The following is a 22,048-nucleotide window of genomic DNA, read 5'->3' as shown; positions in this document are numbered from 1 at the left end:
CGACGCACGCGCGGCCACCCGGCCGCAGACGGCATTCGGGCCGCGCTTTCGCCGCGCGGGCGTAGAAGCGAACGGAAAGATGCTGTGAGCGGTCTTTCCACTGCCTTTATCGTTCTCGGTCTGTTCCTGCTCGGCGGGGTCTACTCCTTCGTCAAGCAGGGCCTGCCCAGGAGCGTCATCGTGCTGCTCGGCATCGGCGCCACGATGTCACTCATGGCCGGAATCCTTCGGCTGGAGGTGTGGAATTGACCGCGGGCGCCAAGAAGGCCGCCAAGGCCGCCAAGAAGGTCGTCGTCTTCGACTACGGCTTCGGCAACGTACGGTCCGCCGAGCGGGCCCTCGCCCACGTCGGCGCGGACGTCGAGATCACCCGTGACTACGACCGCGCCACCGCCGCCGACGGCCTCCTGGTCCCCGGCGTCGGCGCCTTCGCCGCCTGTATGAAGGGGCTGCGCGAGGCCCGCGGCGACTGGCTCGTGGGGCGCCGGCTGGCCGGCGGGCGGCCGGTGATGGGCATCTGCGTGGGCATGCAGATCCTCTTCGCGCGCGGTATCGAGCACGGCGTCGAGGCCGAGGGCCTGGACGAGTGGCCGGGCACCGTCGAGCAGCTGAACGCCCCCGTCGTCCCCCACATGGGGTGGAACACGGTCAAGGCGCCCGAGGACTCCCAGCTCTTCGCGGGCCTGGACGAGGACGCCCGGTACTACTTCGTGCACTCCTACGCGGTCCGCACCTGGGAGCTCGAAGTGACCAACCCGAACATTCGCGCCCCCAAGGTCACCTGGGCCACGCACGGCGAGCCGTTCGTCGCCGCGGTTGAGAACGGGCCGCTGTGGGCGACCCAGTTCCACCCCGAGAAGTCCGGCGACGCCGGAGCGCAGCTGCTGCGCAACTGGCTCGACACGCTCTGACCGGCGGCCCGACCCGCCCTGGCCTTCCCGTACCAGCCCGCACCAGCCCGCACCTCACCGTAAGGTCTCCCATGAGCACGCAACGCCTCGAACTCCTCCCCGCCGTCGACGTCCGCGACGGCCAGGCCGTACGCCTCGTCCACGGCGAGTCCGGCTCCGAGACGTCATACGGCGACCCGCTGGAGGCCGCCCTCGCCTGGCAGCGGGCGGGCGCCGAGTGGCTGCACCTGGTGGATCTCGACGCGGCCTTCGGCACCGGCGACAACCGCGACCGGATCGCCGAGGTCGTGCGCACCATGGACATCAAGGTCGAGCTCTCCGGAGGCATCCGCGACGACGCCTCGCTCGCCGCCGCCCTCGCCACCGGCTGCACCCGCGTCAACCTCGGCACCGCCGCGCTGGAGTCCCCGGAGTGGGTCGCCAAGGTCATCGCCGAGTTCGGGGACCGCATCGCGGTCGGCCTCGACGTCCGCGGCACCACCCTGCGCGGCCGCGGCTGGACCCGCGACGGTGGCGATCTGTACGAGACCCTGGCCCGCCTCGACTCCGAGGGCTGCGCCCGCTACGTCGTCACCGACATCGCCAAGGACGGTACCCTCCAGGGCCCCAACCTGGAGCTGCTGAAGAACGTCTGCGCCGCGACCGACAAGCCGGTCGTCGCATCCGGCGGCGTTTCCTCCCTTGACGATCTGCGTGCCCTTGCGACCCTGGTACCGGAGGGTGTGGAGGGCGCCATCGTCGGCAAGGCCCTCTACGCCAAGGCGTTCACCTTGGAAGAGGCGTTGGAGGCGGTATCCGTATGACCTCACCCGAGCCCGTGCGGCGCGTCCAGGCGGACAGCCCCTGGGAAGAGACCATCGGCTTCGCCAGGGCCGTCGCGGCCGGCGACCGGGTCCTGGTCGCCGGGACGATGCCGCTGGTGGGCGGAGTCCTGCAGGGCGAGGGCGATCCGTACGAACAGACGCTGGCCGCCTTCCGTAACGCGCTGGACGCGCTGCGGAAGTTCGACCTCGGCGTCGAATCGGTCATCCGTACCCGTATGTACCTCACCCACGCGCGCGATGTGGACGAGGTGGGCCGCGCACACAAGGAGCTCTTCGACGCCGTACGCCCCGCCGCGACCCTCGTCGTGGTGTCCGGCTTCGTCGACTCGCGCGTCCTGGTGGAAGTCGAAGTAGAAGCATTCCGAGGAGCCCGAGCGTCATGACCCTGGCGGTCCGAGTCATCCCCTGCCTGGACGTGGACAACGGCCGGGTCGTCAAGGGAGTCAACTTCCAGAACCTGCGGGACGCCGGCGACCCCGTCGAGATGGCCAAGATCTACGGCGAGGAGGGCGCCGACGAGCTGACCTTCCTCGACATCACGGCCTCCTCGGGCGACCGCGAGACCACGTACGACGTGGTGCGCCGCACCGCCGAGCAGGTCTTCATCCCGCTCACCGTGGGCGGCGGCGTGCGCACCGTGGAGGACGTCGACAAGCTGCTGCGGGCCGGGGCCGACAAGGTCGGCGTCAACACCGCCGCCATCGCCCGCCCCGAGCTGATCCGGGAGATCGCCGAGCGCTTCGGCAGCCAGGTCCTGGTGCTGTCCGTCGACGCCCGCCGCTGCGGTGAGGGCACGGTCACCCCGTCCGGCTACGAGGTCACCACCCACGGCGGCCGCCGCGGCACCGGCATCGACGCCGTCGAATGGGCCCACCGCGCCGCCGAGCTGGGCGCGGGGGAGATCCTGCTGAACTCGATGGACGCCGACGGCACCAAGGACGGCTACGACACCGCCATGGTCGAGGCGGTGCGCAGGCACGTCACCGTCCCCGTCATCGCCAGCGGCGGCGCCGGGAAGCTCGCCGACTTCTCCCCGGCGATCGCCGCGGGTGCGGACGCGGTGCTCGCGGCCTCCGTCTTCCACTTCGGCGATCTGCGCATCGGCCAGGTCAAGGAGGCCCTGCGGGAGGCCGGGCACCCGGTGCGGCTGTAGGCCGCGGCCGGGCGAGGACCGGGCCGGGCGGTCCGGTCCTCGCTCCGTCAGGGCCCGCCTCAGCGCGCTCTCAGTGCCTCAGCGCCCCATGTCGAAGGCGCGCAGGACGAGCTTGCCCTGGGGGTCATCGATCGGATTGCCGATCACATAGAGCGTGTCGCCCCAGGTGCCGGCGCTCATCGAGTCGACAAGCTGGAGCGTGTGCTTCGGCGTGTACAGCACGCCCCGGGACTCCTCCGTGCCGTTCCGCAGCCCGAGGGAGACGAGCGTCGGATCCTGCGCCGGCGCCTTGGGGGCCCTGAGCGCGATCACCTTGCCGTCCTCCATGCCGACCTGCCTCGTCTGCCGCTTGGACCACAGCACCTTGCCGGTCTTGAGGTCGGTGGCCGCCATGCCCGAGGTGGTGTCGTAGTAGGACAGCAGCACCGAGCTGTCCCGGTCGACGGTGGTCGTGGCGCCGAACTGGAGGTCCTTGAGCGCGCCCGTGAGGGGGAAGGTCTTGTCGGGCTTTCCGTCCTTCGTATAGGTCTGCAGCGTGCGCTTGGGGTCGTCGTTGCCCTCCTGCTCGGCCAGGACCAGGGTCAGCGGATCGTCCCCCAGCACCTGCTCCACGTCCCGCTTCTCGTTCGGGAACTTCCAGACGTCCCCGTACCGCAGATCCTGGATGCTCAGCTGGTTCTCGGGCTTGGCGTCGCTGCAACTGCTGGAGTAGGCCAGGTACGCGCCGGACCATACGATGTCGTTTCCGCAGTCGTGGCCCCGTGAGTACACCGTCCACACCTTGGTGCCCTTGTGGGAGATGGAGTACGCCGACACCGCGCCAATGCTGGCGACCACCGTGTCCTCGCTGACCTCGACGTGCGGCGCGACCGTCTTGTAGCCGCTCGACAGATTCTTCGACCACAGGGTCTGTCCGGTCTCCGTGTCGAAGACGACGAGGAACGCACAGTCGTTGCCGCCCGCGTCGTAGACGGCGGCGCCCACACCATCGGAGTTCGGCTGCGGAGCGATGGCACAGACCTCACTCGCCCCCTTGGGCGTCTTCACCGTCCACAGCTTCTTGCCGGTCTCGGGGTCGAAGGCGCGTACGCCGTTGTCGTCGGCGTAGACCGGGCCGCGGTCGGTCGTCCACAGCGCGGGCAGCCCGCTGAGGTTGCCCAGGACGTGCGACTTGGGCAGTTCCGCATGCCACTTCTGGTGCAGCGCGTTGGCTGGGGGCCCTGATGACGTCTGAGCCGTCGTGCCGTCGGAGCCCGAGCTGCTGTGCTTGGACAGCGCGACCGCCATGCCGCCCGCCAGCAGCAGCACGACGATGGCGATGACGGTCGCGACCTTGCCCCCGCCGCGACGCGGGGGCACGGGCGGGGGCGGGGGCGGCGGCCACTGGGCCGCGGGAGCGGGGCCGCCCCCGGGGTGCGGCTGCGGATACGAGGGCAGTCCCGGCTGCCCGTTTCCGCCCTGCCCGTTTCCGCCCTGCCCGTTTCCGCCCTGCCCGTTTCCGCCCTGGGCGTACGGCCCGCCCTGGCCGTTCGGCGCGCCCCGCCCGGGCGCGCCGCTGTCATCCTCGTACGTCATGGTTCGTTCCAACCCCCGTCCACTGACCGGGCCACGACCTGCGGCCCGCATGAACACAAGGACAGACGCCGATCGGAGCCGTGGCGTTGCACCCAGAGCGGGACCAGGAAGAGAAGGTTCCGGCCGCCGTCAGTAGCGGACCTTTCCGTAGTCGACCTCCCGCACGGGATACGTGGCGGCCCGCTGCCCGAGGGCCCGCATCCGCTGCCGCATCTCGTCGGCCGGCAGCCGGTGGTAGCTGCCGTGTCCCGGCAGCACCCACTCGAACGTCAACTCCTCCGCGCCGCGCGCCACGGACTCGGCCAGCGTCTTGATCGAGTCGTAGACGACGCTGTCGGGGACCTCCAGGTCCTGCTCGGAGCGCGACGAGAAGACCGCGTCGCCGCTGAAGCAGAACTTCTTGTCCGCGATGAAGAGCGTGCTGCACTTGGTGTGGCCGGGGAATGGGTGAGCCATCACACCCGGGCCGATCTCGATCGGATCCTGACCGCGGATGACCGAGTCGGCATCGGGGCGGGAGCGCAGATCCCCCTCGTGGATCCACAGCCGGGCGCCGAAAGCGTCGGCGTACTTGCGGCCGTGGGTGACGTAGCACGATCCCGTCCTCATCCAGGGCCATCGGGTACGGATCCGAATCCGGGGCCCACTCATTGGCGGGCGGATGCACGGACCGGGTCGGACAGGCGTGCGCGGCCATGTAGAGCTGCCGAGTCTCCTCCTCGTTCGCGGGCTGGCGCAGGACGGTCGACGAGCCGCCGTAGTCCCCGCTGGGCTGGTAGCCGATCAGGCCGGGGGCGTACTGACGGGCGATATTGCAGTTCAGACAGCGATCGTCGACGTACCAGTGAGAACTCTCGACACCGGGGGCGGCGTTGCTCAAGAAGGGTTCCCGCTTTCACAGGGATCGGAGCGACACCCATGCCGTCACTGGTCCGAGGCACGGGCTGAAGCCCCGTGTGATGACGGTTCAGATGCCCAGGCGGGCGGCGATCCCGTCGAGGACGGCGTCGAGCCCCGTCTCGAACTGCCACTGCACGTCGTCCTTGCGGGTCGCCTCGTTGATATAGCGCTGGTAGGTCGGGTAGCGGCCGGTGTTCATCAGCCAGGTCATGCGCGGGGCCAGGGCACTGCGCGTCTCGTCCGCGCTCGCCCAGCCCTGCTCCTGCATCAGCTCCGCGAGGCCGATCTCGCGGTCCACGGCGCCTTTCACGTAGGAGTCCACTGCGCGGCAGACCGCCATCATCGTGTCGACGTCCAGATCGAGTTCGTCGAGCGAGGCCAGGGCGCTTTCGACCACGGCCACTTGGTTCGGGGTCAGCGTGAACACCGCTGCGCGGGCCACCCAGGGGTGCTGGAGGAGCACGGATCTGGTGCGCTGGGAGAGCGTTCGCATGGCCTGCCGCCAGTCCTCGGCGCCCTCCGGCGGCGACATCTCGCCGTACACATGGTCGACCATCAGCTCCAGGAGCTCGCCCTTGCCGGATACATAGCGGTACGCCGCCATCGGCGCGACCCCCAGATCGGTCGCGAGGCGGCGCATGGTGACGGCGTCGAGGCCTTCCGCGTCGGCGATCGCGACCGCGGCCCGGGCGATGCGCTCGGGGGTGAGCATGGAGCGCGGGGCGGGGGCCGGGCGGTTCAGCCGCTCCCACAGAAAGGCGGCCTCCGGCTCGCCCTGCTCCGGCTTCGGCTGCGTCTCCTGCTTCTTCCGGGGAGGCATGGGGCCAGCTCCTTCTCTCGCGAGTGATGTACAGAGTATCGCTCAGTGGACAACGTACACACTGCTGTGTACGTTGTATCTCACCAGATACAACGTACACATCGAACGGGAGCCTCCCATGAACGACCTCAACGACAGCCCGCTACGCGTGGCGGTCCTCGTCGGCAGCACCCGGGACGGCCGCTTCGGACCCGTGGTGGCCGAGTGGACGGCCGGTCACATCGCCCAGCGCGAGGACCTGGAGGCCGACCTTGTCGACCTGGTCGAGACCCCGGTCCCGACCGTCATGCCGGCGTTCGGGCAGCAGCCGTCCGACGAGGACGTGGCGCTGCTCGGCGCCGTCGCCCCGCGGCTGGCGGCGGCCGACGCGTTCGTCATCGTCACGCCGGAGTACAACCACAGCTACCCGGCGGCCCTGAAGAACGCGATCGACTGGCACAACCCGCAGTGGCACGCCAAGCCGGTCGCCTTCGTCTCCTACGGCGGTATCTCCGGCGGCTTGCGCGCGGTCGAACACCTGCGGGGCGTCCTGGCCGAGCTGCACGCGGTGACCATCCGCAACACGGTCAGCTTCCACAACTACGGCGACAAGTTCGACGCGGACGGCAAGCCCCTGGACCCGGAGTGCGACGCCGCGGCCAAGTCCCTGCTCGACCAGCTGACGTGGTGGGGGCTCGCGCTGCGGGACGCCCGCGCCGCCCGCCCGTACACCGGCTGAGGCGGGGGAGTGCGGCCATGACCGGTGACGCCATGACCGGCGACCCGGGGGACACGCCCCCTCCCGCCCGGCGGAACCCTCCCTACCTGGGCATCTTCGGCCTGATGCTCGGCATCTTCCTGGCGACGCTCGACGGACAGATCGTCGGCGTCGCACTGCCGACCATCGTCGGCGACCTGGGCGGCCTCGACCACTTCTCCTGGGCCGTCACGTCCTACCTGCTCACCTTGGCCGCGACCACTCCGATCTGGGGCAAACTCGGCGACCTCTACGGCCGCAAAGGCGCCTACCTCTGGTCCGTGGTGCTCTTCCTGATCGGCACCGTCCTGTGCGGCGTCGCGCAGAACATGGGACAACTCATTGCCTTCCGCGCCGCCCAGGGCCTCGGGGCCGGCGGTCTCATGGTCGGTGCGATGTCCATCATCGGCGTACTGATCCCCGCTCAGGACCGCGGCCGCGTCCAGTCGATGATCGGCGTGATGCTGCCCGTCGCCTTCGTCGGCGGGCCGCTGCTCGGCGGATTCATCACCGACGTCCTGGACTGGCGCTGGGTCTTCTACGTCAACGTGCCCTTCGGTATCGCCGCGCTGCTCGCCGTCGGCAAGGGCGTACGACTGCCACAAGCGCGCGTCGGCGGACGGATCGACTACCCCGGTACGGCCCTGCTGACCACCGCCATCCTGTCCCTGACCCTGCTGGCCGGCTGGGGCGGCACCCGCTACGACTGGACCTCACCGCAGATCGCGCTGCTCGGCGCGGTGGCCGCCGCGGCCCTCGCCGCCTTCGTCCGGGTGGAACGGCGCGCGACGGAACCCGTCATCCCGCTGCGGCTGTTCCGCAGCCGCGACTTCACCCTCGCCCAGGCCCTCAGCTTCCTGGTCGGCGCCGCGCTGATCTCGGTGGCGAGCTACCTGCCCCAGTACATGCAGTTCGTACAGGGCTCCTCCTCCACCGTCAGCGGCATGCAGGGCCTGCCCCTGATGATGGGCATGCTGGCGGCGCAGCTCATCACCGGCCGGCTGATGGACCGGGGCGGTCTGGAACGCGTGGTGCCGATCACCGGTGCCGCCCTCACCGTCACCGGCGTGTTCCTGCTGCTCCTGCTCGACACCGGCACCCCGGTGTTCGCCGCCTCGGCCCTCCCTCTGGTGTTCGGCGCCGGCGTCGGCATGCTGATGCAGAGCACGCTGCTCACCACGATGAACACCGCCCCGCCGCGCGACATGGGCGCCGCCACCGGCACCGTCACCCTGCTGCGTACGATCGGCGGCTCACTCGGCGTCGCCGCCCTCGGCGCCGTACACATCGGCCGGATGACGGCCGAACTGGCCGACCGGCTCGGCCACCGCACCGCCGAACAGCTCACCTCCACGGGCGAGGTGACCCCGTCCTCGGTCGACAGGATGCCCGCCCAGGTGCGCCACGCCGTCCAGGAGGCGTTCATCGGCGGGCTGCGCGGCGTCCTCATCGGCACGGCCGTGCTCGCCGCGGCCGCCTTCGCCCTCGCCTGGTTCGTCCGGGGGAAGGCGGCCGCCGAGCCGTCCGATCCGGCCGGAGAGACGGACCGAGCGCGAATCCCGGCCACGGCCACGGACTGAAGCCTCCCGCGCACACCCCTGACCGAGAAGACAGAGAAAGCAGACCACCACCATGCCCAGCACCTCCGCCACGCGCGCCAAGGACATCCTTCTGCGCCCCTTCACCCTGGGTGGCCTCACCCTCCCCAACCGGATCGTGATGGCGCCGATGACCCGTGAGTTCTCGCCCGGCGGCGTACCGGGCGAGGACGTGGCGGCGTACTACGCCCGGCGGGCCGCGGGCGGGGTCGGCCTGATCATCACCGAGGGGACGTACATCGGCCATGAATCGGCGGGCAGCAGTGACCGCGTCCCCCGTCTCCACGGAGAACAGGCCCTGGCGGGTTGGGCCAGGGTGACGGGCGCGGTGCACAGCGCAGGCGGGAAGATCATGTCGCAGCTGTGGCATGTGGGCATGGACCGCAAGCCCGGCACCCCGCCCGTGCCCGCCGCCCCGCCCATGGGCCCCTCAGGCATCGCCGTCGACGGTACGCAGTCCGGCCGGGCGATGACGCGGACCGACATCGACGATGTCGTCGCGGCCTATGCCACGGCTGCCGTGGCCGCCGAGCGGATCGGGTTCGACGGCGTCGAGGTCCATGCGGGCCACGGCTATCTCATCGACCAGTTCCTCTGGGAGCGGACCAACCGGCGCACCGACGCCTACGGCGGAAACCTCGTCACCCGCTCCCGCTTCGCCGCCGAGGTCGTCGCCGCGGTCCGCGGGGCGGTCTCCCCGAACTTCCCGATCACCTTCCGGTTCTCACAGTGGAAGATAAGCGCCTACGACGCCAGGCTCGTCCGCTCGCCGCAGGAACTCGAAGCCCTGCTCGCCCCGCTGGCGGACGCCGGAGCCGACGCCTTCCACTGCTCCACCCGCCGCTTCCACCAGCCCGAGTTCGAAGGGTCCGACCTCAACCTCGCAGGCTGGACGAAGAAGCTCACGGGCAAGCCCGCGATCTCCGTCGGCGCGATCGGCCTCGACAACGAGTTCACCGATGTGATCCAGGGCCGGCCGGGCGCGGTCACGGGCATCGGAGAACTGCTCGACCGCATGGAGCGCGACGAGTTCGACCTCGCCGCGGTCGGCCGCGCCCTGCTCGGCGACCCCGACTGGCTCACCAAGGTCCTGACCGATCGCACAGCGGACCTCAGCCCCTTCCACGTGGGCCTGCTCGCCACCCTGAACTGAGCTGCTCCGCCGAGGCCCTGTCCGGTCACCGCACCAGCAGCACAGCTACGCAGGGAGGGAGAAGCCCTCGGGCGGCGCGCCCTCGACGAACAGCATTCCCACCCCAACCTTGCCCTCTCGTATCCCCCGGGCTCGTCGGTACTCGGGGGAGTCGTACCACTCCCGGATCCGGTCCATGTCGGGAAACTCGATGACCAGGAACCGGGAGGAGCCCCAGGTGCCTTCGACGGGCTCGGGTGTGGGGCCCGCGACCAGGTAGCGACCGCCGTGGTCGAGGATGGACGAGGGCGAAAGCGTCACGGGTGTGATGAGCCGCCGGGAGCGGCTGCGGGTGGAGACGAGCCGGGAGATCAAGGCCATCGCGCTGCGGCAGATGGCAGAAGGGGGGCCCGGAGCGATCTCGCTGCGCGGCATCGCCCGCGAGATGGGGATGACCGCTCGCGCGATCTACAGCTACTTCCCCACCCGGGACGACCTGATCACAGCACTGATCAGCGGAATCGCCGCCTCGCTCGCGGAGGCGCTGGAGACCGCCAGCAACGCCGTGCCCGACACCGACCCCGGCGGCAGGCTGCTGGCCTGGGGCCAGGCCCTGAGGGAATGGGCGCTGGCTCACCCCGAGAGCTTCCGGCTCTTCTACGGCCACCCCATCCCCGGTTACCAACCCCCCGAGGACGGACCGGTGGATCGGACGGCGCGCCGTGTATGCCGCGAACTCACCCGCTTGGTGGCCGCCGCGTGGCCCAACGCCCGGCACCGCCAGCCCGAGGACACCTCCTGGGCCGATCTTCACCCGGACTACGTCGCGAAGATCCAGGAAGACCTCCCGGACGTGCCACCCGCCGCGGCGGCGCTCGCGCTGCGCGTCTGGGGCCGGATGCATGGCCTGGTGGCCCTGGAGATCGACGGCCACATCCACCCCGTCGCGGGGAACCCGGCCGCCCTGTACCGCGCCGAAATGCTTGACCTGGTCGGGTCACTGGGCCTGGCCTAGGTCCCACCCCGGGCGGCGGTCATGTGGCTGTCTGACGGTCAGGCTGTTGAACTGGCGTGGGTCGGGGTCACTTGTCTGACGCGGAACGGCATGTGCGTATGGCCGCAGGCTTCACCACGGTGCGGCTGATTCCAAGGTCTGACTGCCCCTTCGCGTATGCGCCTCAAGGCGGACGTGCGCCCGTCCTCCCGTGGGCCAGGCGCGCGGCGCCTCGCCGATGAGTTCCGGCGGCGGGATCGGTCTGCCCTATGGGGGCCAGGAGAGCGACCCGGACCGGAAGGAAGAGCAGCCATGGCGAACGTCGACGTCGTCCGCGCATGCATGGAGAGCTACCTCGCACAGGACCGTGACACCGCGGACCGTCTGATCGCCGAGGATTTCGTCTTCACGAGCCCGCAGGACGACCACATCGACAAGGCCGCGTTCTTCGAACGCTGCTTTCCCACGGTCGATCGCTTCCAGTACCAGAAGGTCCTGGAAGCGGTCCCCGCCGGGGGCGACGACGTCTTCCTCCTGTACGAGTACGAACTGAAGACCGGCGGACGCTATCGCAACGTCGAGGTGATCACCGTGCGGGACGGAAGGATCACCGAGACCCAGGTCTTCTTCGGTGGCCGCGTCCGGGAGACATGAGCGCCGAACTCCCCGGTCACGCGTCGAAGTCGTATTCCAGGATGTAGGAGGCGGCGTCGAGCACCATTTCGTTGACCTCCACCGCCGCTCCGTTCTCCGCGAAGGCTGTGCGGCAGACCAGGATGACGGGGGTGCCGCTGGACAGCCGGAGGTCCTGTGCCTCGATGGCGCTGGGCATGCGTGACCGGATCTCCTCCCGGAAGTGCACGGGCGCGTGGCCGAGCTCCGCGAGCCGTGCGTAGACGCCGCCTGGGCCGCTGTCCTCCCGGGTGATCGCCGAGTCCGCGACCAGGGCGGCGGGCAGGTACGACGTGGCGAGCAGAACCGGCTTGCCGTCGAGGACGAAGCGGCGGCTGCGGGCGCAGACCCGGTCGCCGGGGCGAAGCCCCAGCACATCGGCGATGTGCCTCGAGGCTTCCTCTTCGGTCACCGAGATGCTGTCGACGGTGAGTTCGCGGTCCTCATCCAGGTCGGCGGACCAGATCGACTGCCCCGCTCCCCACTGGCCCCGGGCGAGTCGCTGGATGCCGCGTCGCCGCAACGGTCGGAACGTCCGTACGAAGACCCCGGCGCCCTTGCGCGCTTCGGCGATGCCTTCGCTCTGCAGGACGCCGAGTGCTTGGCGGGCGGTCATACGAGCCACCTGGTACGTGGTCATCAGCTCGTTCTCGCCGGGCAGGCGATCGCCCGGCCCGTACTCTCCGCCGGCGATGGCGGCCTTGAGCGCATTGGCGATGCGCTGGTACTTGAGCTTTCCAACGTTGCCCTGGCCCGCTGGCAATGGCTGTCCTCCGTTCGAATCTGGAGACATTTCGCTCCTCTCTAGAGACACCCTAGGTCTCCGTTCGATCGATTGAGCAATCGGGTCATGCCTTAGCGTGATTGACATCTCTAGAGATGCTCTGCTGGACTGTAGATGTCTAGAGATGTCTCCATGGGGGGGGCGCGATGGCGCGTGTCGTGGATGTGCAGGGCGATGAGAAGGATCCTGAGCGGCTCGGATTGCTTGTCCTGTGCCCCGTCCCGGAGTCGGTGCCGCGGGCACGCCGCTGGTTCAGGAAGTTCACGGCCCACGAGGAGCTCGATTGCTCGATCGACGACTGCGTACTGCTGGTCTCGGAGCTGGTCACCAACGCGATCAGGTACGGCTCGGCGGAGGGAATCTGGCGCGTACGTGTCGAGTGGTACCGGGTGGGGCAGTCGCTTCGGGTGCATGTGCACAACCCCGGTCTCCCGGCCGGGATCCGGCTGCGTAGCCCTGCGGCCGACGAGGCCCACGGGCGCGGGCTGTTGATCGTGGACACGGTGTGCGACGAGTGGTGGTCGGGGCCGAGTCCGTACGGAGGCACGGTTGTTGTGTTCGTGATGTACAAGGCGTTCGGCAGCTCACGCTGACCCTCGCGCCCGTACTGCGCATACTCTGCGGCCATCGTCCCTCGATGACCCCCTCGGCCTCCGGGCGGGCACCACAGGCGCCCGCCCGCTCCGGAGCCGGAGGTGGTCCGCGACTGTGCTCACGCGATTAACCCGTCCGCATTTGCCGTCGGCTTGGAACGATGGCAGCCATGGATGCCCAGCCACAGCCCGACGCCGCACCCTTCCCGGAGGCAACCGGTTCCAGCGCGGTCGTTGAGTACGCTCACGAAGCCCGGAGACTGGTCTTCGCCCGCTATCCGGACGCACTCGGCGCCGTACTCGGCGGCTCCAGCGCCTCCGGTCGGGCCACCCCCCGCAGCGACCTCGACATCGCTGTCCTCCTTCCTGACGGCGGCATCAGCCGCCACGAAGTGTTCCGTCACGAAGGCCGCCCCGCCGAGGTGTTCCTGCACACCCGCGTGGACTTGGGGGAGGTGTTCGCGGAAGCCCGGGCCACGCGCCGAGCGACCGCGCTCTTCATTTACGCCGAGTCCGTCTTGCTGTACGACCCGGATGGTCATGCCGAAACCCGGCGTGCCGAGGCCCACGCCCTGCTCGCCGCCGGGCCCGAACCCCTTACCCCGAACGAGAGCGAACTCGGCCGCTTCCTGCTCACCGACCTTCTGGACGACCTGGCCGAGACCGGTCCCGGCAGTGACCGGCATGAGCAACTGGCCATCGCCGACCGGACGCTGCAGGAGGCCGCACACCTCCTGACCGCTCATCACCGCGCCTGGAACGGGGCCGGCAAGTGGCTGCCCCGACGTCTGACCGCAGCCGATCCGGTCCTCGGTAGGGAACTGCTCCGTGGGCACCTGGCCCTCGCCGAGCGCGCCGACCCGGCACCGCTGACCACCGCGGCCCGCCGTGTGCTGGAACTGTTGGGCGGTCCCCTCCGGGAGGGATACGTCGCGCCCTGGCGCCCATCTGCCGGGAGCGGAGCTGCCGAGGCGTAGTCACGACTCGAGGTAGGTGAACCTCGTACGGCGCCTAACGGCCCTCGACGATGACCGCGACCCCGTCGAGCAGCGTTCCCAGGCCGAGTTCGAAGAGTTCGTCGAGGCGGAGGTCGTAGCCGTTCGGGAGGGAGGCGGTGAGGCGGGTGAACGTCGGGTAGCGGGGGGAGGTGGTGATCGCCTGGAGGGCCTGGGACTGGCGGTCCATCCATTCGTCCTCCGACAGGCCCGTGGCGGCCTCGGCCTGGGCCTCCTGTTCCAGGTTGGCCGCGATGCCCTGGACGTAGCTGTAGAGCAGGACGTGCAGGTCGAGGACGGTCGTCGGGTCGAGGCCGTGGCCGTCGAGGGTGGCGAGCACCCATTCGGCGTGGACCATCAGGTTGGGCAGCAGCAGGGGGCGGGTGAGGGGGCCGGTCTGGGCCAGCCAGGGGTGGCTGCGGTAGAGGGCCCAGAGGGTGCGCGCGGCCAGTTCCAGGCGGGGGCGCCAGCTGGTGGGAGGGTCGGCGGGATAGGGCTTCTCGCCGAACGCGGTGTCGGCCATGAGCAGCACAAGGTCCTCCTTGCTGCCGACATGGCGATATGGCGACATCGCGGCCACGCCCAGCCGCGCCGCGACGCCGCGCATCGACAGCGCGGCCAGCCCCTCCGAGTCGGCGATCTCGATGGCCGCGCGGACGATGCGTTCGCGGGTCAGCTCGTGTTCGGGGCCCGGGGGCGGTGGCGGTGGGGTGCGGCGTGCGGAAGGGGCGGGGGTCCGCGTGGCCACGACCGTGCCGACTCGGGGGCGCGCCTCGACGAGGCCTTCCAGGCGCAGGGTGGTGAGCGCCTTGGTGGCGGTGGCGAGGGCGACGCCCCACTCCTTGGCGATCTGACGGGTCGAGGGCACCCGGTCGCCGGGGGCCAGTTCGCCGTCCGCGATGCGGCGCCGGATCTCGGCGGCGATGCGCAGATAGGGCGGATCGGACTCCGGGGGCATCTCCGACTCCGTCCCTTCGATTTTTCTGCGGCTGATTTTCCGGCTCACTGCTCCTGTACTAGTGCAGACGTTACCAGGGGGAGGGGGCTGGAAGCTGGTTTCTGTACTAGGTCAGATGCAGAAGAAAGTACAGCTGGAGCGGGTTGCTTACGGTGTACATTCAGCTCCGCGTACACCGTATGAAGGAGCTCCCATGAAGACTGTGCTCATCTCCGGCGCCGGCCTCGCCGGCCCCGCGCTCGCCTACTGGCTGCGCCACCACGGCTTCGCCCCGACCGTCGTCGAGCGCGCGCCCGCGCCGCGTACCGGCGGGCAGGCGGTGGACATCCGGGGCGTGGCCCTCGAAGTCGTCCGGCGCATGGGGCTGCTGGAGCGGGCGCGCGAGCTGCGCACCCGGATGCGGGGCATGTCGGTGCTCGACGGCGAGGGCAACGAGATCGAGCGGTCCACCGACAAGACGTACAGCAGTGGCCGGCTCGACAGCGACGACATCGAGCTGCTGCGCGAGGACCTGACGGGGCTGCTGTACGAGCGGACCCGGGATGGCGCGGAGTACGTCTTCGGCGACGGCGTCGCGGCCCTCCAGCAGGACGAGTACGGCGTGCGCGTGGAGTTCGAGAGCGGGCGGTCGCGCGACTTCGATCTGGTGGTCGGCGCCGACGGGCAGCACTCGACCGTGCGCGGACTGGCCTTCGGCCCCGAGGAGGAGTTCGCGCACCCCCTCGGGATGCAGGTGGCGATCTTCCGCGCGGACAACTTCCTGGGCCTGGAGGACTGGCAGTTGTGGCTCAGGGACGGCGCCGCGGGCTACGGCATCTACCCCGTACGCGACAACTCCGAGCTGAGGATCACCTTCGGCTGGGCGGCGGCCGGGCCCCAGGAGCGGCGGATCGACCACCGCGACATCGAGGGGCAGAAGCGGGCGCTCGCCGACCAGATGGCCGCCATCAGCTGGGAGGCGCCGAGGATGCTCAAGGCGATGTGGGAGGCGCCCGACTTCTATTCGGACGCGATGGCGCAGATCCGGATGGAGCGCTGGTCGCGTGGCAGGGTGGCGCTGCTCGGGGACGCGGGCTACTGCGCGTCCCCGCTGTCGGGCCAGGGCACCAGCCTGGCCCTGGTGGGCGCCTACGTACTGGCCGACGCGCTGGGCCGGGCGGAGGGCGACCACCGCGCGGCGTACGACCAGTACGAGCGGCGCATGCGGCCGTTCGTCGCGGTCAACCAGGCGCTGGCCACGGAGAATCCGGGCGGGCCGGCCTCCGAGGAGTCGGTCGAGCGGGCCAAGAACGCGATCTCGCTATAACCAGGCCAATCGGTCATCAGGAGGCGGCCGTCGCGTAGGCGCAGGGTGGGAGGGCGCAGGGTCATGCGCCCCGACCACCCCATGGCCACCGGGCTCCACCGTCACGACTCCCCTGTTATGTCCTGCAGACCGTGGTACTGGGCGTGGCCCGCGTCGGACGGGTCTCCGCCGTGGATCTTCGCCAGTGCGCGCTTGGTCAGATGGTCGGTCGTGACGGCCCGGCGAATTTCTTGATTGACGGAATCGGCGTACAACCGCTTCCAGGTCTGTGCCAACCGCGACTCGTCACCCTCAGGAACATCGAAACGCACGGTGCCGTCGGAGTTGTCGGAGACCTTGAACCCGTGGACCTCCGCGTCGTTGACGGTCCCCTTGACTTTGTCCTGACTCGCAGTCAGCTGTTCATACGCGTCGTCCAGGATGGCATAGATGCTGCTGGCCTCCTTGTACAGGTCCTCGAACTCTTTCGCGGTCTTGCGGACGAATTCATGCGTGACGGTCGCGTTGAGCCCAGCCCACCGCGCACCCTCCGACTTCTTCAGCAGGCCCGAACGCGCATCGCTCACCAGCTTCTTCAAACCATCGACAACGGACTTCCAGTCCCCGACCGCGAGCATGAGATTTGTCAGATCGACCTCGACGAGATCCTTGTAAGTGAGAGTCCCCATCGTCGTTCCCCCGTTTTCGCTACTTCACTATCTTGGATATCTCGGAAACGCTGACGGCCGAGCCGTCCCGATTTCTGAACGAGGCCGCGATCAGCTCGTCGTCTTTCGCGTGACTCTTCTTCGAGTAGTCCAGGTGATTGGAGATATGGGCGCACATCTGCAGCATGGTATTCACCTGGGAAGTCCAGACGGACACCGTCGTGCTCAGCTCGTCGCCCATGGTGAAGTTGCGGTCGCTCAGCGCCTTGGCCGACTGCATGGACGACCCCACGCCGTCCTTGTCCGCCCCGGCCCCGGCGATGTCGGCCGCCTTCTGCAGCTGCCCGTGCAGGACGAAGGCCTCGTGCCCCACGGCGCCCAAGTCGTCCTGGTGAACGATGAGATCGGAGGCCTTGCCGCCGTCCTCGCCCCCGCCGCCACCGCCGGCCGCGGTAAGCTGGTTGAGTCGCGTATGGGCGCTCTGCTCCCCGGCCGCGTCCGCCTTGAGCTGAGACCACTCGCTGTCGAACGACATTTCCCTGTTACCTCCCGAAAAGAACATCAGCGCGTCCGGTACTGCGGCCGTCGCTCCCCTGGCTCGCCGCACCACATCGCGAATAGAAACGCATGCTAGCTGAATCGGATGACATCACTCCGGCTGCGGCCGGGCAAAGCCAGCCTCGATTCGTCAGCGGGGTTCGATTGCTGATCGATCCTGCGGTTCGCCCGTAATGTTCTTGGCCGGTGCGGGATGGGCTGTCGCGTGACGCCGCGGCTGCGCCGGGTTCCACGGGCTCGGAGACTGCGAAGGTCCCTCTTTCCTCCCCGTACGCGACAAATTCCGATTCGAGGATCACCTTCGGCTGGGCGGCGGCCGGGCCCCAGGAGCAGCGGATCGACCACCGCGACATCGAGGGGGAGAAGCGGGTGCTCGCCGATCGGATGGCCGCCGTCCGCTGGGAGGGGCGGACGGCGATCACGGCGCGGCGTTCGACGACTACGAGCGGCGTATGTGGCCGTTCGTCGCGGTCAACCAGGCGCTGGCCACGGAGAATCCGGGCGGGCCGGCCTCCGAGGAGTCGGTCGAGCGGGCCAAGAACGCGATCTCGCTATAACCAGGCCAATCGGTCATCAGGAGGCGGCCGTCGCGTAGGCGCAGGGTGGGAGGGCACAGGGCGGCGTCGGCGGGGACGTGGGCCGGTGCCGACCCGCCACCGGCCCCTCCGGCCGTGTGCGCGCGGACACTTGGGCTTCCCATGGCCACCGGGCTCGACCGTCACGACTCCCCTGTTATACGTCCAGCAGAGAGTGGTACTGGGCGTGGCCCGCGTCGGACGGGTCTCCGCCGTGGATCTTGGCCAGTGCGCGCTTGGCCAGAAGGTCGGTCGTGACGGCCCGGCGGATTTCATGATTGACGGCTTCGGTGTACGACAGCGTGGAGTCCAGTGACCACCGCGACCCGCCATCCCCGGACTCATCGAAACGCACGGTGCCGTCGGAGTTGTCGGAGACCCTGAACCCGTCGTCCTGCGCGCTTGCGACGAGCGACTTGACTTTGGACTGAATCTTAGTCAGCTCGGAATGCGCGTCGTCCAGGATGGCATAGATGCTGCTGGCTTCCTTGTACAGGTCCTCGAATTCTTTCGCGGTCTTGCGGACGAATTCATGCGTGACGGTCGCGTTGAGCCCAGCCCACCGCGCACCCTCCGACTTCTTCAGCAGGCCCGAACGCGCATCGCTCACCAGCTTCTTCAAACCATCGACAACGGACTTCCAGTCCGTGACCGCGGTACTGAGCTTTCCCAGATCGACCCCGATGAGATCCGTGTAAGTGAGAGTCCCCATCGTCGTTCCCCCGTTTCCGCTACTTCACCATCTTGGATATCTCGGAAACGCTGACGGCCGAGCCGTCCCGATTTCTGAACGAGGCCGCGATCAGCTCGTCGTCTTTCGCGTGACTCTTCTTCGAGTAGTCCAGGTGATTGGAGATATGGGCGCACATCTGCAGCATGGTATTCACCTGGGAAGTCCAGACGGACACCGTCGTGCTCAGCTCCTCGCCCATGGTGAAGTTGCGGTCGCTCAGCGCCTTGGCCGACTGCATGGACGACCCCACGCCCTCCTTATCGGCCCCGGCCCCGGCGATGTCGGCCGCCTTCTGCAGCTGCCCGTGCAGGACGAAGGCCTCGTGCCCCACGGCGCCCAAGTCGTCCTGGTGAACGATGAGATCGGAGGCCTTGCCGCCGTCCTCACCCCCGCCGCCACCGCCGGCCGCGGCAAGCTGGTTGAGTCGCGTATGGGCGCTCTGCTCCCCGGCCGCGTCCGCCTTGAGCTGAGACCACTCGCTGTCGAACGACATTTCCCCGTTACCTCCCGAAAAGAACATCAGCGCGTCCGGTACTGCGGCCGTCGCTCCCCTGGCCCGCCGCACCACATCGCGAATAGAAACGCATGCTAGCTGAATCGGATGACATCACTCCGGCTGCGGCCGGGCAAAGTCAGCCTCGATTCGTCAGCGGGATTCAATCGCTGATCGATCCTGCGGTTCGACCGTAATGTTCTTGGCCGGTGTGGGACGGGCCGTCGCCGTTGCCGTCGCGCAGCCGGGTCAGGGTCTGCTCCAGCTCGGCCTGGAGCACGCGGCCCGCCGTATCCGCGTCGCCCCGCTCGACGGCCCGGACCAGGGCGGTGTGGGCCTCGTCGCCCGGGTTCGGCGTCCCGGTCGCCCCGGTGCGCAGGGCGAGCAGGTCCACCAGGTCGATCAGGGCCTGCCGCAGCCGGGGGACGAACTCGGCGAACAGATCGGTGAGTACGGGGTTGTGCGCGGCGCCGACCACCGCCGCGTGCAGCGCGATGTCCGCGTCCACGAACGCGGCGTCGTCGCCCGCGGCGGCGGCGCTCCGGGCGTCCAGGGCCGCGTTCAGGGTGGTGAGGTCGGCGTCGGTGCGGCGCAGCGCGGCCAGGCGGGCGGCCTGGACCTCGACCAGCATGCGCACCTCGAAGACGTCGGTGACGGCCGCGCGGCGCAGCCGGGCGGGCCAGTCCTCGGCGGGCTCGGTGGCGATGACGAAGACGCCGGAGCCCTGACGGGCCTGCACCAGCCCCGCGCCCGCCAGGACGCGGACCGCCTCGCGCACGGTGGAGCGGCCCACGCCCAGGGTCTTGGCCAGGGTGGTCTCACCGGGGAGCCGGGTGCCGACCGGCCAGTGGCCTCCGGTGATCTCCTCGCGCAGCCGCGCGGCCGCCTGATCGATCAGGGGCGTGGGACGGAGGGCGGCCAGCGGCATCCGGTTCACCTTTCAGGGAGCGTCTGGAGAGTTGGGGGCGTGGGGCGTCGCCTCGTCGTCGCCAACTCCGCAGGTTCTCAGCTTGTCTGAGGACCTGACATATGGCTAGCCTATCCCGCATGTCGCTGCGCGGACTCCTTCTTCTCGGCTGCCGCGGCGGGGCCTGACCGGACCGGCACCCCGCCGCGGAGTGCCGTGCTTGCCGGTCGACCCCGATCGAGCGAAGGACATCCCGGCCTCATGGCTGTTCAGTACGACGAGCCCATCCGGCACAACACCCCCGCGCCCCCGGCGCTCCGCACCCCGCACGGGCCCCTCCCCGCCGACGCCCCCTCCTGGAACCCGCAGCGCCCCAGCGCCATGCCGCACCACCGCTACCGGTCCGTGTACGACAGGGTCGCGGTGCCGCTGACCGGCGACCGCACCTGGCCGGGCCGCCGGATCGAACGGGCGCCGCTGTGGGTGCCGGTGGATCTGCGCGACGGCAACCAGGCCCTGGCCGAGCCGATGGACACCCCGCGCAAGCGCCGGATGTTCGACCTCCTGGTCGCGATGGGCTTCAAGGAGATCGAGGTCGGCTACCCCTCCGCGAGCCAGACCGACTTCGACTTCGTACGCCACCTCGCGGAGAGCGACGCGGTCCCCGCCGATGTGACCGTGGTGGTCTTCACCCCGGCCCGCCGTGATCTGATCGAGCGGACGTACGCCGCCATCGAGGGCCTGCCCCGCTCGGTGGTGCATCTCTACACCGCGACCGCCCCCGTCTGGCGCGAGGTGGTGCTGGGCCGTGGCCGCGCCGAGGTGTACGGGATGATCCGGGACGCCGCCGGGCATCTGGCCCGGCTCGCCGAGGCGCGCCCCGAGAACATCCGGTTCCAGTTCTCCCCGGAGGTCTTCAACCTCACCGAACCCGACTTCGTCCTGGAGGTCTGCAACGGCCTCACGGAGCTGTGGGACGCCTGCCCCGAGCGGCCGGTGATCCACAACCTGCCCGCCACCGTCGAGTGCGCCACCCCCAATGTGTACGCCGACCAGATCGAGTACATGCACCGCCACCTGGAGCGGCGCTCGGATGTCGTCCTCTCCGTACATCCGCACAACGACCGGGGCACCGGGGTCGCCTGCGCGGAGCTGGCCGTGCTGGCGGGCGCCCAGCGCGTCGAGGGCTGTCTGTTCGGCAACGGCGAGCGGACGGGCAATGTGGACCTGGTCACGCTCGCCCTGAACCTCTACGCCCAGGGCGTGGACCCGATGATCGACTTCTCCGATATCGACGCGATCCGCGACACCGTCGAGCACTGCAACCGGCTTCCGGTCCACCCGCGCCACCCCTATGGCGGCGAGCTGGTCTATACGGCCTTCTCCGGCACCCACCAGGACGCCATCAGCAAGGGGCTGGCCCAGCACGCCCGGCGGGCCGCCGAGTCCGGGGTGCCGGAAGGGCAGGCGCCGTGGGCGGTGCCGTATCTGCCGATCGACCCGGCCGACGTGGGGCGCAGCTACGAGGCCGTGATCCGCGTCAACAGCCAGTCGGGCAAGGGCGGCATCGCCCATCTGCTCCAGGCGCACTACGGTCTGGACCTGCCCAAGCGGCTGCGCGCCGACTTCTCCCGCATCGTGCAGGCCGCCACCGACGACAGCGGCCGGGAGGCCGCGGCCGAGGACCTGTGGGAGCTGTTCCGTACGTCGTATCTCGTCCCCGGTCACGACGGCGGCCCGGTCACCCTCGGGTCATGGGCGACCGAGGAGACCGGCCCCGGCCGGCACCGCTTCGTCTGCGAGCTGCACACGGGCGACGACAAGCGTGTGTACGAGGGCATGGGCAACGGGCCGCTGTCCGCCTTCGCCGACGCTCTGGCCGGTGCCGGGATCGCCGTCGACATCCTCCACTACGCCGAGCACGCGACCGCCGCCGGGCCCGGCAGCCCCGCCATGGCCTATGTCGAATGCCGCGTCGGTGACAGCACGCGGTGGGGCGCGGGTCAGGACACCTCCGTGCTCACCGCGTCGGTGCACGCCGTGCTGGCCGCCGTGAACCGGGCGCGGGTGTGGTGATGGCCGGGGTGAGGTGAAGGGCTGATGCGGTGAGGGGGCGGTGCGCCGGTGCTCGGTTGGACACCGAGTCAGGACACCGAGTCAGGACACAGCACCAGGGCACAGCAC

At 69.6% G+C, this 22,048-nt stretch carries 25 protein-coding genes and 1 pseudogene; 14 read left to right on the top strand and 12 right to left on the bottom strand.

The window, feature by feature from the left end; all coding sequences use genetic code 11:
- The first annotated feature begins 84 nt into the window (after positions 1–84).
- From ACH4U7_RS05370 to hisF, 5 genes are all read left to right on the top strand, one after another.
- Positions 85–249, top strand: coding sequence for a hypothetical protein (locus tag ACH4U7_RS05370; protein ID WP_179285467.1), 165 nt, complete (start codon positions 85–87; stop codon positions 247–249).
- Positions 246–911 carry an imidazole glycerol phosphate synthase subunit HisH gene (gene hisH / locus ACH4U7_RS05365; RefSeq protein WP_398526998.1) on the top strand — a complete coding sequence of 222 codons (666 nt, stop codon included), beginning with the start codon at positions 246–248 and terminating at the stop codon, positions 909–911. Before ACH4U7_RS05370 ends, hisH begins: the two co-directional genes overlap by 4 nt.
- Before the next feature lie 71 nt (positions 912–982).
- Entirely contained in the window at positions 983–1,714 is a 732-nt protein-coding gene (priA, locus tag ACH4U7_RS05360; protein ID WP_398526688.1) for a bifunctional 1-(5-phosphoribosyl)-5-((5-phosphoribosylamino)methylideneamino)imidazole-4-carboxamide isomerase/phosphoribosylanthranilate isomerase PriA, read from the top strand.
- A complete protein-coding gene (locus ACH4U7_RS05355) occupies positions 1,711–2,118 on the top strand; it encodes a RidA family protein (protein ID WP_358634309.1) in 408 nt (135 codons plus the stop codon). Before priA ends, ACH4U7_RS05355 begins: the two co-directional genes overlap by 4 nt.
- Positions 2,115–2,888: an imidazole glycerol phosphate synthase subunit HisF gene (gene hisF / locus ACH4U7_RS05350; protein ID WP_398526687.1), complete on the top strand. Its 774-nt coding sequence runs from the start codon at positions 2,115–2,117 to the stop codon at positions 2,886–2,888. The genes ACH4U7_RS05355 and hisF overlap by 4 nt, the downstream gene beginning before the upstream one ends.
- A 78-nt stretch (positions 2,889–2,966) precedes the next feature.
- Here the strand turns inward: hisF and ACH4U7_RS05345 are convergent, their stop codons facing one another.
- The 4 genes and pseudogenes from ACH4U7_RS05345 to ACH4U7_RS05330 form a co-directional block, all read right to left on the bottom strand.
- Positions 2,967–4,463 carry a PQQ-binding-like beta-propeller repeat protein gene (locus tag ACH4U7_RS05345; RefSeq protein WP_398526686.1) on the bottom strand — a complete coding sequence of 499 codons (1,497 nt, stop codon included), beginning with the start codon at positions 4,461–4,463 and terminating at the stop codon, positions 2,967–2,969.
- Positions 4,464–4,592: 129 nt separating this feature from the next.
- A complete protein-coding gene (locus ACH4U7_RS05340; protein WP_398526685.1) occupies positions 4,593–5,072 on the bottom strand; it encodes a hypothetical protein in 480 nt (159 codons plus the stop codon).
- Between the two features lie 112 nt (positions 5,073–5,184).
- Positions 5,185–5,343: pseudogene (locus ACH4U7_RS05335) on the bottom strand (hypothetical protein); the annotation flags it as partial.
- Positions 5,344–5,430: 87 nt separating this feature from the next.
- Positions 5,431–6,183 carry a TetR/AcrR family transcriptional regulator gene (locus ACH4U7_RS05330; protein WP_398526684.1) on the bottom strand — a complete coding sequence of 251 codons (753 nt, stop codon included), beginning with the start codon at positions 6,181–6,183 and terminating at the stop codon, positions 5,431–5,433.
- A 118-nt stretch (positions 6,184–6,301) separates the two neighbouring features.
- Here ACH4U7_RS05330 and ACH4U7_RS05325 point away from each other — a divergent pair, with 118 nt between their 5' ends.
- From ACH4U7_RS05325 to ACH4U7_RS05315, 3 genes are read left to right on the top strand one after another with little or no spacing between them, the layout of a single operon-like run.
- Positions 6,302–6,901: an NADPH-dependent FMN reductase gene (locus tag ACH4U7_RS05325; RefSeq protein WP_398526683.1), complete on the top strand. Its 600-nt coding sequence runs from the start codon at positions 6,302–6,304 to the stop codon at positions 6,899–6,901.
- A gap of 17 nt (positions 6,902–6,918) precedes the next feature.
- Positions 6,919–8,499, top strand: coding sequence for an MDR family MFS transporter (locus tag ACH4U7_RS05320; protein WP_398526682.1), 1,581 nt, complete (start codon positions 6,919–6,921; stop codon positions 8,497–8,499).
- Between the two features lie 52 nt (positions 8,500–8,551).
- Positions 8,552–9,670, top strand: coding sequence for an NADH:flavin oxidoreductase (locus tag ACH4U7_RS05315; protein ID WP_398526681.1), 1,119 nt, complete (start codon positions 8,552–8,554; stop codon positions 9,668–9,670).
- A gap of 45 nt (positions 9,671–9,715) precedes the next feature.
- Here the strand turns inward: ACH4U7_RS05315 and ACH4U7_RS05310 are convergent, their stop codons facing one another.
- Positions 9,716–9,970, bottom strand: coding sequence for a DUF1330 domain-containing protein (locus ACH4U7_RS05310; RefSeq protein ID WP_398526680.1), 255 nt, complete (start codon positions 9,968–9,970; stop codon positions 9,716–9,718).
- On the opposite strand from ACH4U7_RS05310, the gene ACH4U7_RS05305 reads away from it, so the two are divergent.
- Both ACH4U7_RS05305 and ACH4U7_RS05300 read left to right on the top strand, forming a co-directional pair.
- Positions 9,948–10,664 carry a TetR/AcrR family transcriptional regulator gene (locus ACH4U7_RS05305; protein WP_398526679.1) on the top strand — a complete coding sequence of 239 codons (717 nt, stop codon included), beginning with the start codon at positions 9,948–9,950 and terminating at the stop codon, positions 10,662–10,664. The two genes, ACH4U7_RS05310 and ACH4U7_RS05305, sit on opposite strands and share 23 nt — an antisense overlap.
- A gap of 291 nt (positions 10,665–10,955) precedes the next feature.
- Positions 10,956–11,297, top strand: coding sequence for a nuclear transport factor 2 family protein (locus tag ACH4U7_RS05300; protein ID WP_398526678.1), 342 nt, complete (start codon positions 10,956–10,958; stop codon positions 11,295–11,297).
- Between the two features lie 16 nt (positions 11,298–11,313).
- Here the strand turns inward: ACH4U7_RS05300 and ACH4U7_RS05295 are convergent, their stop codons facing one another.
- The gene (locus tag ACH4U7_RS05295) at positions 11,314–12,078 is read right to left on the bottom strand and encodes a GntR family transcriptional regulator (protein WP_398526677.1); all 765 of its coding nucleotides are present in this window, start codon (positions 12,076–12,078) and stop codon (positions 11,314–11,316) included.
- Positions 12,079–12,245: 167 nt separating this feature from the next.
- On the opposite strand from ACH4U7_RS05295, the gene ACH4U7_RS05290 reads away from it, so the two are divergent.
- Complete coding sequence (locus tag ACH4U7_RS05290; protein WP_398526676.1) at positions 12,246–12,692, top strand: ATP-binding protein; 447 nt, start codon at positions 12,246–12,248, stop codon at positions 12,690–12,692.
- 170 nt (positions 12,693–12,862) lie between these two features.
- Entirely contained in the window at positions 12,863–13,669 is an 807-nt protein-coding gene (locus ACH4U7_RS05285; RefSeq protein ID WP_398526675.1) for a nucleotidyltransferase domain-containing protein, read from the top strand.
- A 34-nt stretch (positions 13,670–13,703) separates the two neighbouring features.
- On the opposite strand, the gene ACH4U7_RS05280 is transcribed toward ACH4U7_RS05285, so the two are convergent.
- Positions 13,704–14,645 carry a GntR family transcriptional regulator gene (locus ACH4U7_RS05280; protein ID WP_398526674.1) on the bottom strand — a complete coding sequence of 314 codons (942 nt, stop codon included), beginning with the start codon at positions 14,643–14,645 and terminating at the stop codon, positions 13,704–13,706.
- Positions 14,646–14,838: 193 nt separating this feature from the next.
- Here ACH4U7_RS05280 and ACH4U7_RS05275 point away from each other — a divergent pair, with 193 nt between their 5' ends.
- On the top strand, positions 14,839–15,951 hold the full coding sequence (locus ACH4U7_RS05275; RefSeq protein ID WP_398526673.1) for an FAD-dependent monooxygenase: 1,113 nt from the start codon (positions 14,839–14,841) through the stop codon (positions 15,949–15,951).
- Between the two features lie 101 nt (positions 15,952–16,052).
- Here the strand turns inward: ACH4U7_RS05275 and ACH4U7_RS05270 are convergent, their stop codons facing one another.
- The 5 genes from ACH4U7_RS05270 to ACH4U7_RS05250 form a co-directional block, all read right to left on the bottom strand.
- The gene (locus ACH4U7_RS05270) at positions 16,053–16,619 is read right to left on the bottom strand and encodes a hypothetical protein (RefSeq protein ID WP_398526672.1); all 567 of its coding nucleotides are present in this window, start codon (positions 16,617–16,619) and stop codon (positions 16,053–16,055) included.
- A gap of 19 nt (positions 16,620–16,638) precedes the next feature.
- Positions 16,639–17,133 carry a hypothetical protein gene (locus tag ACH4U7_RS05265; RefSeq protein ID WP_398526671.1) on the bottom strand — a complete coding sequence of 165 codons (495 nt, stop codon included), beginning with the start codon at positions 17,131–17,133 and terminating at the stop codon, positions 16,639–16,641.
- A gap of 755 nt (positions 17,134–17,888) precedes the next feature.
- Positions 17,889–18,443, bottom strand: coding sequence for a hypothetical protein (locus ACH4U7_RS05260; RefSeq protein WP_398526670.1), 555 nt, complete (start codon positions 18,441–18,443; stop codon positions 17,889–17,891).
- A 19-nt stretch (positions 18,444–18,462) separates the two neighbouring features.
- Entirely contained in the window at positions 18,463–18,957 is a 495-nt protein-coding gene (locus ACH4U7_RS05255; RefSeq protein WP_398526669.1) for a hypothetical protein, read from the bottom strand.
- 163 nt (positions 18,958–19,120) lie between these two features.
- Complete coding sequence (locus tag ACH4U7_RS05250; protein ID WP_398526668.1) at positions 19,121–19,885, bottom strand: FadR/GntR family transcriptional regulator; 765 nt, start codon at positions 19,883–19,885, stop codon at positions 19,121–19,123.
- A gap of 240 nt (positions 19,886–20,125) precedes the next feature.
- Here ACH4U7_RS05250 and leuA point away from each other — a divergent pair, with 240 nt between their 5' ends.
- On the top strand, positions 20,126–21,940 hold the full coding sequence (leuA, locus tag ACH4U7_RS05245) for a 2-isopropylmalate synthase (protein WP_398526667.1): 1,815 nt from the start codon (positions 20,126–20,128) through the stop codon (positions 21,938–21,940).
- Positions 21,941–22,048: the final 108 nt, after the last annotated feature.

Source organism: Streptomyces sp. NPDC020845 (assembly GCF_044334165.1).
GTDB lineage: Bacteria > Actinomycetota > Actinomycetes > Streptomycetales > Streptomycetaceae > Streptomyces.
Note: the sequence above shows the minus strand (reverse complement) of the source record. Positions and strands in the feature narration are given on the sequence as shown.

What these genes read in the sequence shown, in the direction of transcription:
- priA (WP_398526688.1), top strand. Translation starts at nt 983, where the DNA reads ATGAGCACGCAACGCCTCGAACTCCTCCCCGCCGTCGACGTCCGCGAC.
- ACH4U7_RS05355 (WP_358634309.1), top strand. Translation starts at nt 1,711, where the DNA reads ATGACCTCACCCGAGCCCGTGCGGCGCGTCCAGGCGGACAGCCCCTGG.
- hisF (WP_398526687.1), top strand. Translation starts at nt 2,115, where the DNA reads ATGACCCTGGCGGTCCGAGTCATCCCCTGCCTGGACGTGGACAACGGC.
- ACH4U7_RS05345 (WP_398526686.1), bottom strand. Translation starts at nt 4,463, where the DNA reads ATGACGTACGAGGATGACAGCGGCGCGCCCGGGCGGGGCGCGCCGAAC.
- ACH4U7_RS05340 (WP_398526685.1), bottom strand. Translation starts at nt 5,072, where the DNA reads ATGAGGACGGGATCGTGCTACGTCACCCACGGCCGCAAGTACGCCGAC.
- ACH4U7_RS05330 (WP_398526684.1), bottom strand. Translation starts at nt 6,183, where the DNA reads ATGCCTCCCCGGAAGAAGCAGGAGACGCAGCCGAAGCCGGAGCAGGGC.
- ACH4U7_RS05325 (WP_398526683.1), top strand. Translation starts at nt 6,302, where the DNA reads ATGAACGACCTCAACGACAGCCCGCTACGCGTGGCGGTCCTCGTCGGC.
- ACH4U7_RS05320 (WP_398526682.1), top strand. Translation starts at nt 6,919, where the DNA reads ATGACCGGTGACGCCATGACCGGCGACCCGGGGGACACGCCCCCTCCC.
- ACH4U7_RS05315 (WP_398526681.1), top strand. Translation starts at nt 8,552, where the DNA reads ATGCCCAGCACCTCCGCCACGCGCGCCAAGGACATCCTTCTGCGCCCC.
- ACH4U7_RS05305 (WP_398526679.1), top strand. Translation starts at nt 9,948, where the DNA reads ATGGACGAGGGCGAAAGCGTCACGGGTGTGATGAGCCGCCGGGAGCGG.
- ACH4U7_RS05300 (WP_398526678.1), top strand. Translation starts at nt 10,956, where the DNA reads ATGGCGAACGTCGACGTCGTCCGCGCATGCATGGAGAGCTACCTCGCA.
- ACH4U7_RS05290 (WP_398526676.1), top strand. Translation starts at nt 12,246, where the DNA reads ATGGCGCGTGTCGTGGATGTGCAGGGCGATGAGAAGGATCCTGAGCGG.
- ACH4U7_RS05285 (WP_398526675.1), top strand. Translation starts at nt 12,863, where the DNA reads ATGGATGCCCAGCCACAGCCCGACGCCGCACCCTTCCCGGAGGCAACC.
- ACH4U7_RS05280 (WP_398526674.1), bottom strand. Translation starts at nt 14,645, where the DNA reads ATGCCCCCGGAGTCCGATCCGCCCTATCTGCGCATCGCCGCCGAGATC.
- ACH4U7_RS05275 (WP_398526673.1), top strand. Translation starts at nt 14,839, where the DNA reads ATGAAGACTGTGCTCATCTCCGGCGCCGGCCTCGCCGGCCCCGCGCTC.
- ACH4U7_RS05270 (WP_398526672.1), bottom strand. Translation starts at nt 16,619, where the DNA reads ATGGGGACTCTCACTTACAAGGATCTCGTCGAGGTCGATCTGACAAAT.
- ACH4U7_RS05265 (WP_398526671.1), bottom strand. Translation starts at nt 17,133, where the DNA reads ATGTCGTTCGACAGCGAGTGGTCTCAGCTCAAGGCGGACGCGGCCGGG.
- ACH4U7_RS05260 (WP_398526670.1), bottom strand. Translation starts at nt 18,443, where the DNA reads ATGGGGACTCTCACTTACACGGATCTCATCGGGGTCGATCTGGGAAAG.
- ACH4U7_RS05255 (WP_398526669.1), bottom strand. Translation starts at nt 18,957, where the DNA reads ATGTCGTTCGACAGCGAGTGGTCTCAGCTCAAGGCGGACGCGGCCGGG.
- ACH4U7_RS05250 (WP_398526668.1), bottom strand. Translation starts at nt 19,885, where the DNA reads ATGCCGCTGGCCGCCCTCCGTCCCACGCCCCTGATCGATCAGGCGGCC.
- leuA (WP_398526667.1), top strand. Translation starts at nt 20,126, where the DNA reads ATGGCTGTTCAGTACGACGAGCCCATCCGGCACAACACCCCCGCGCCC.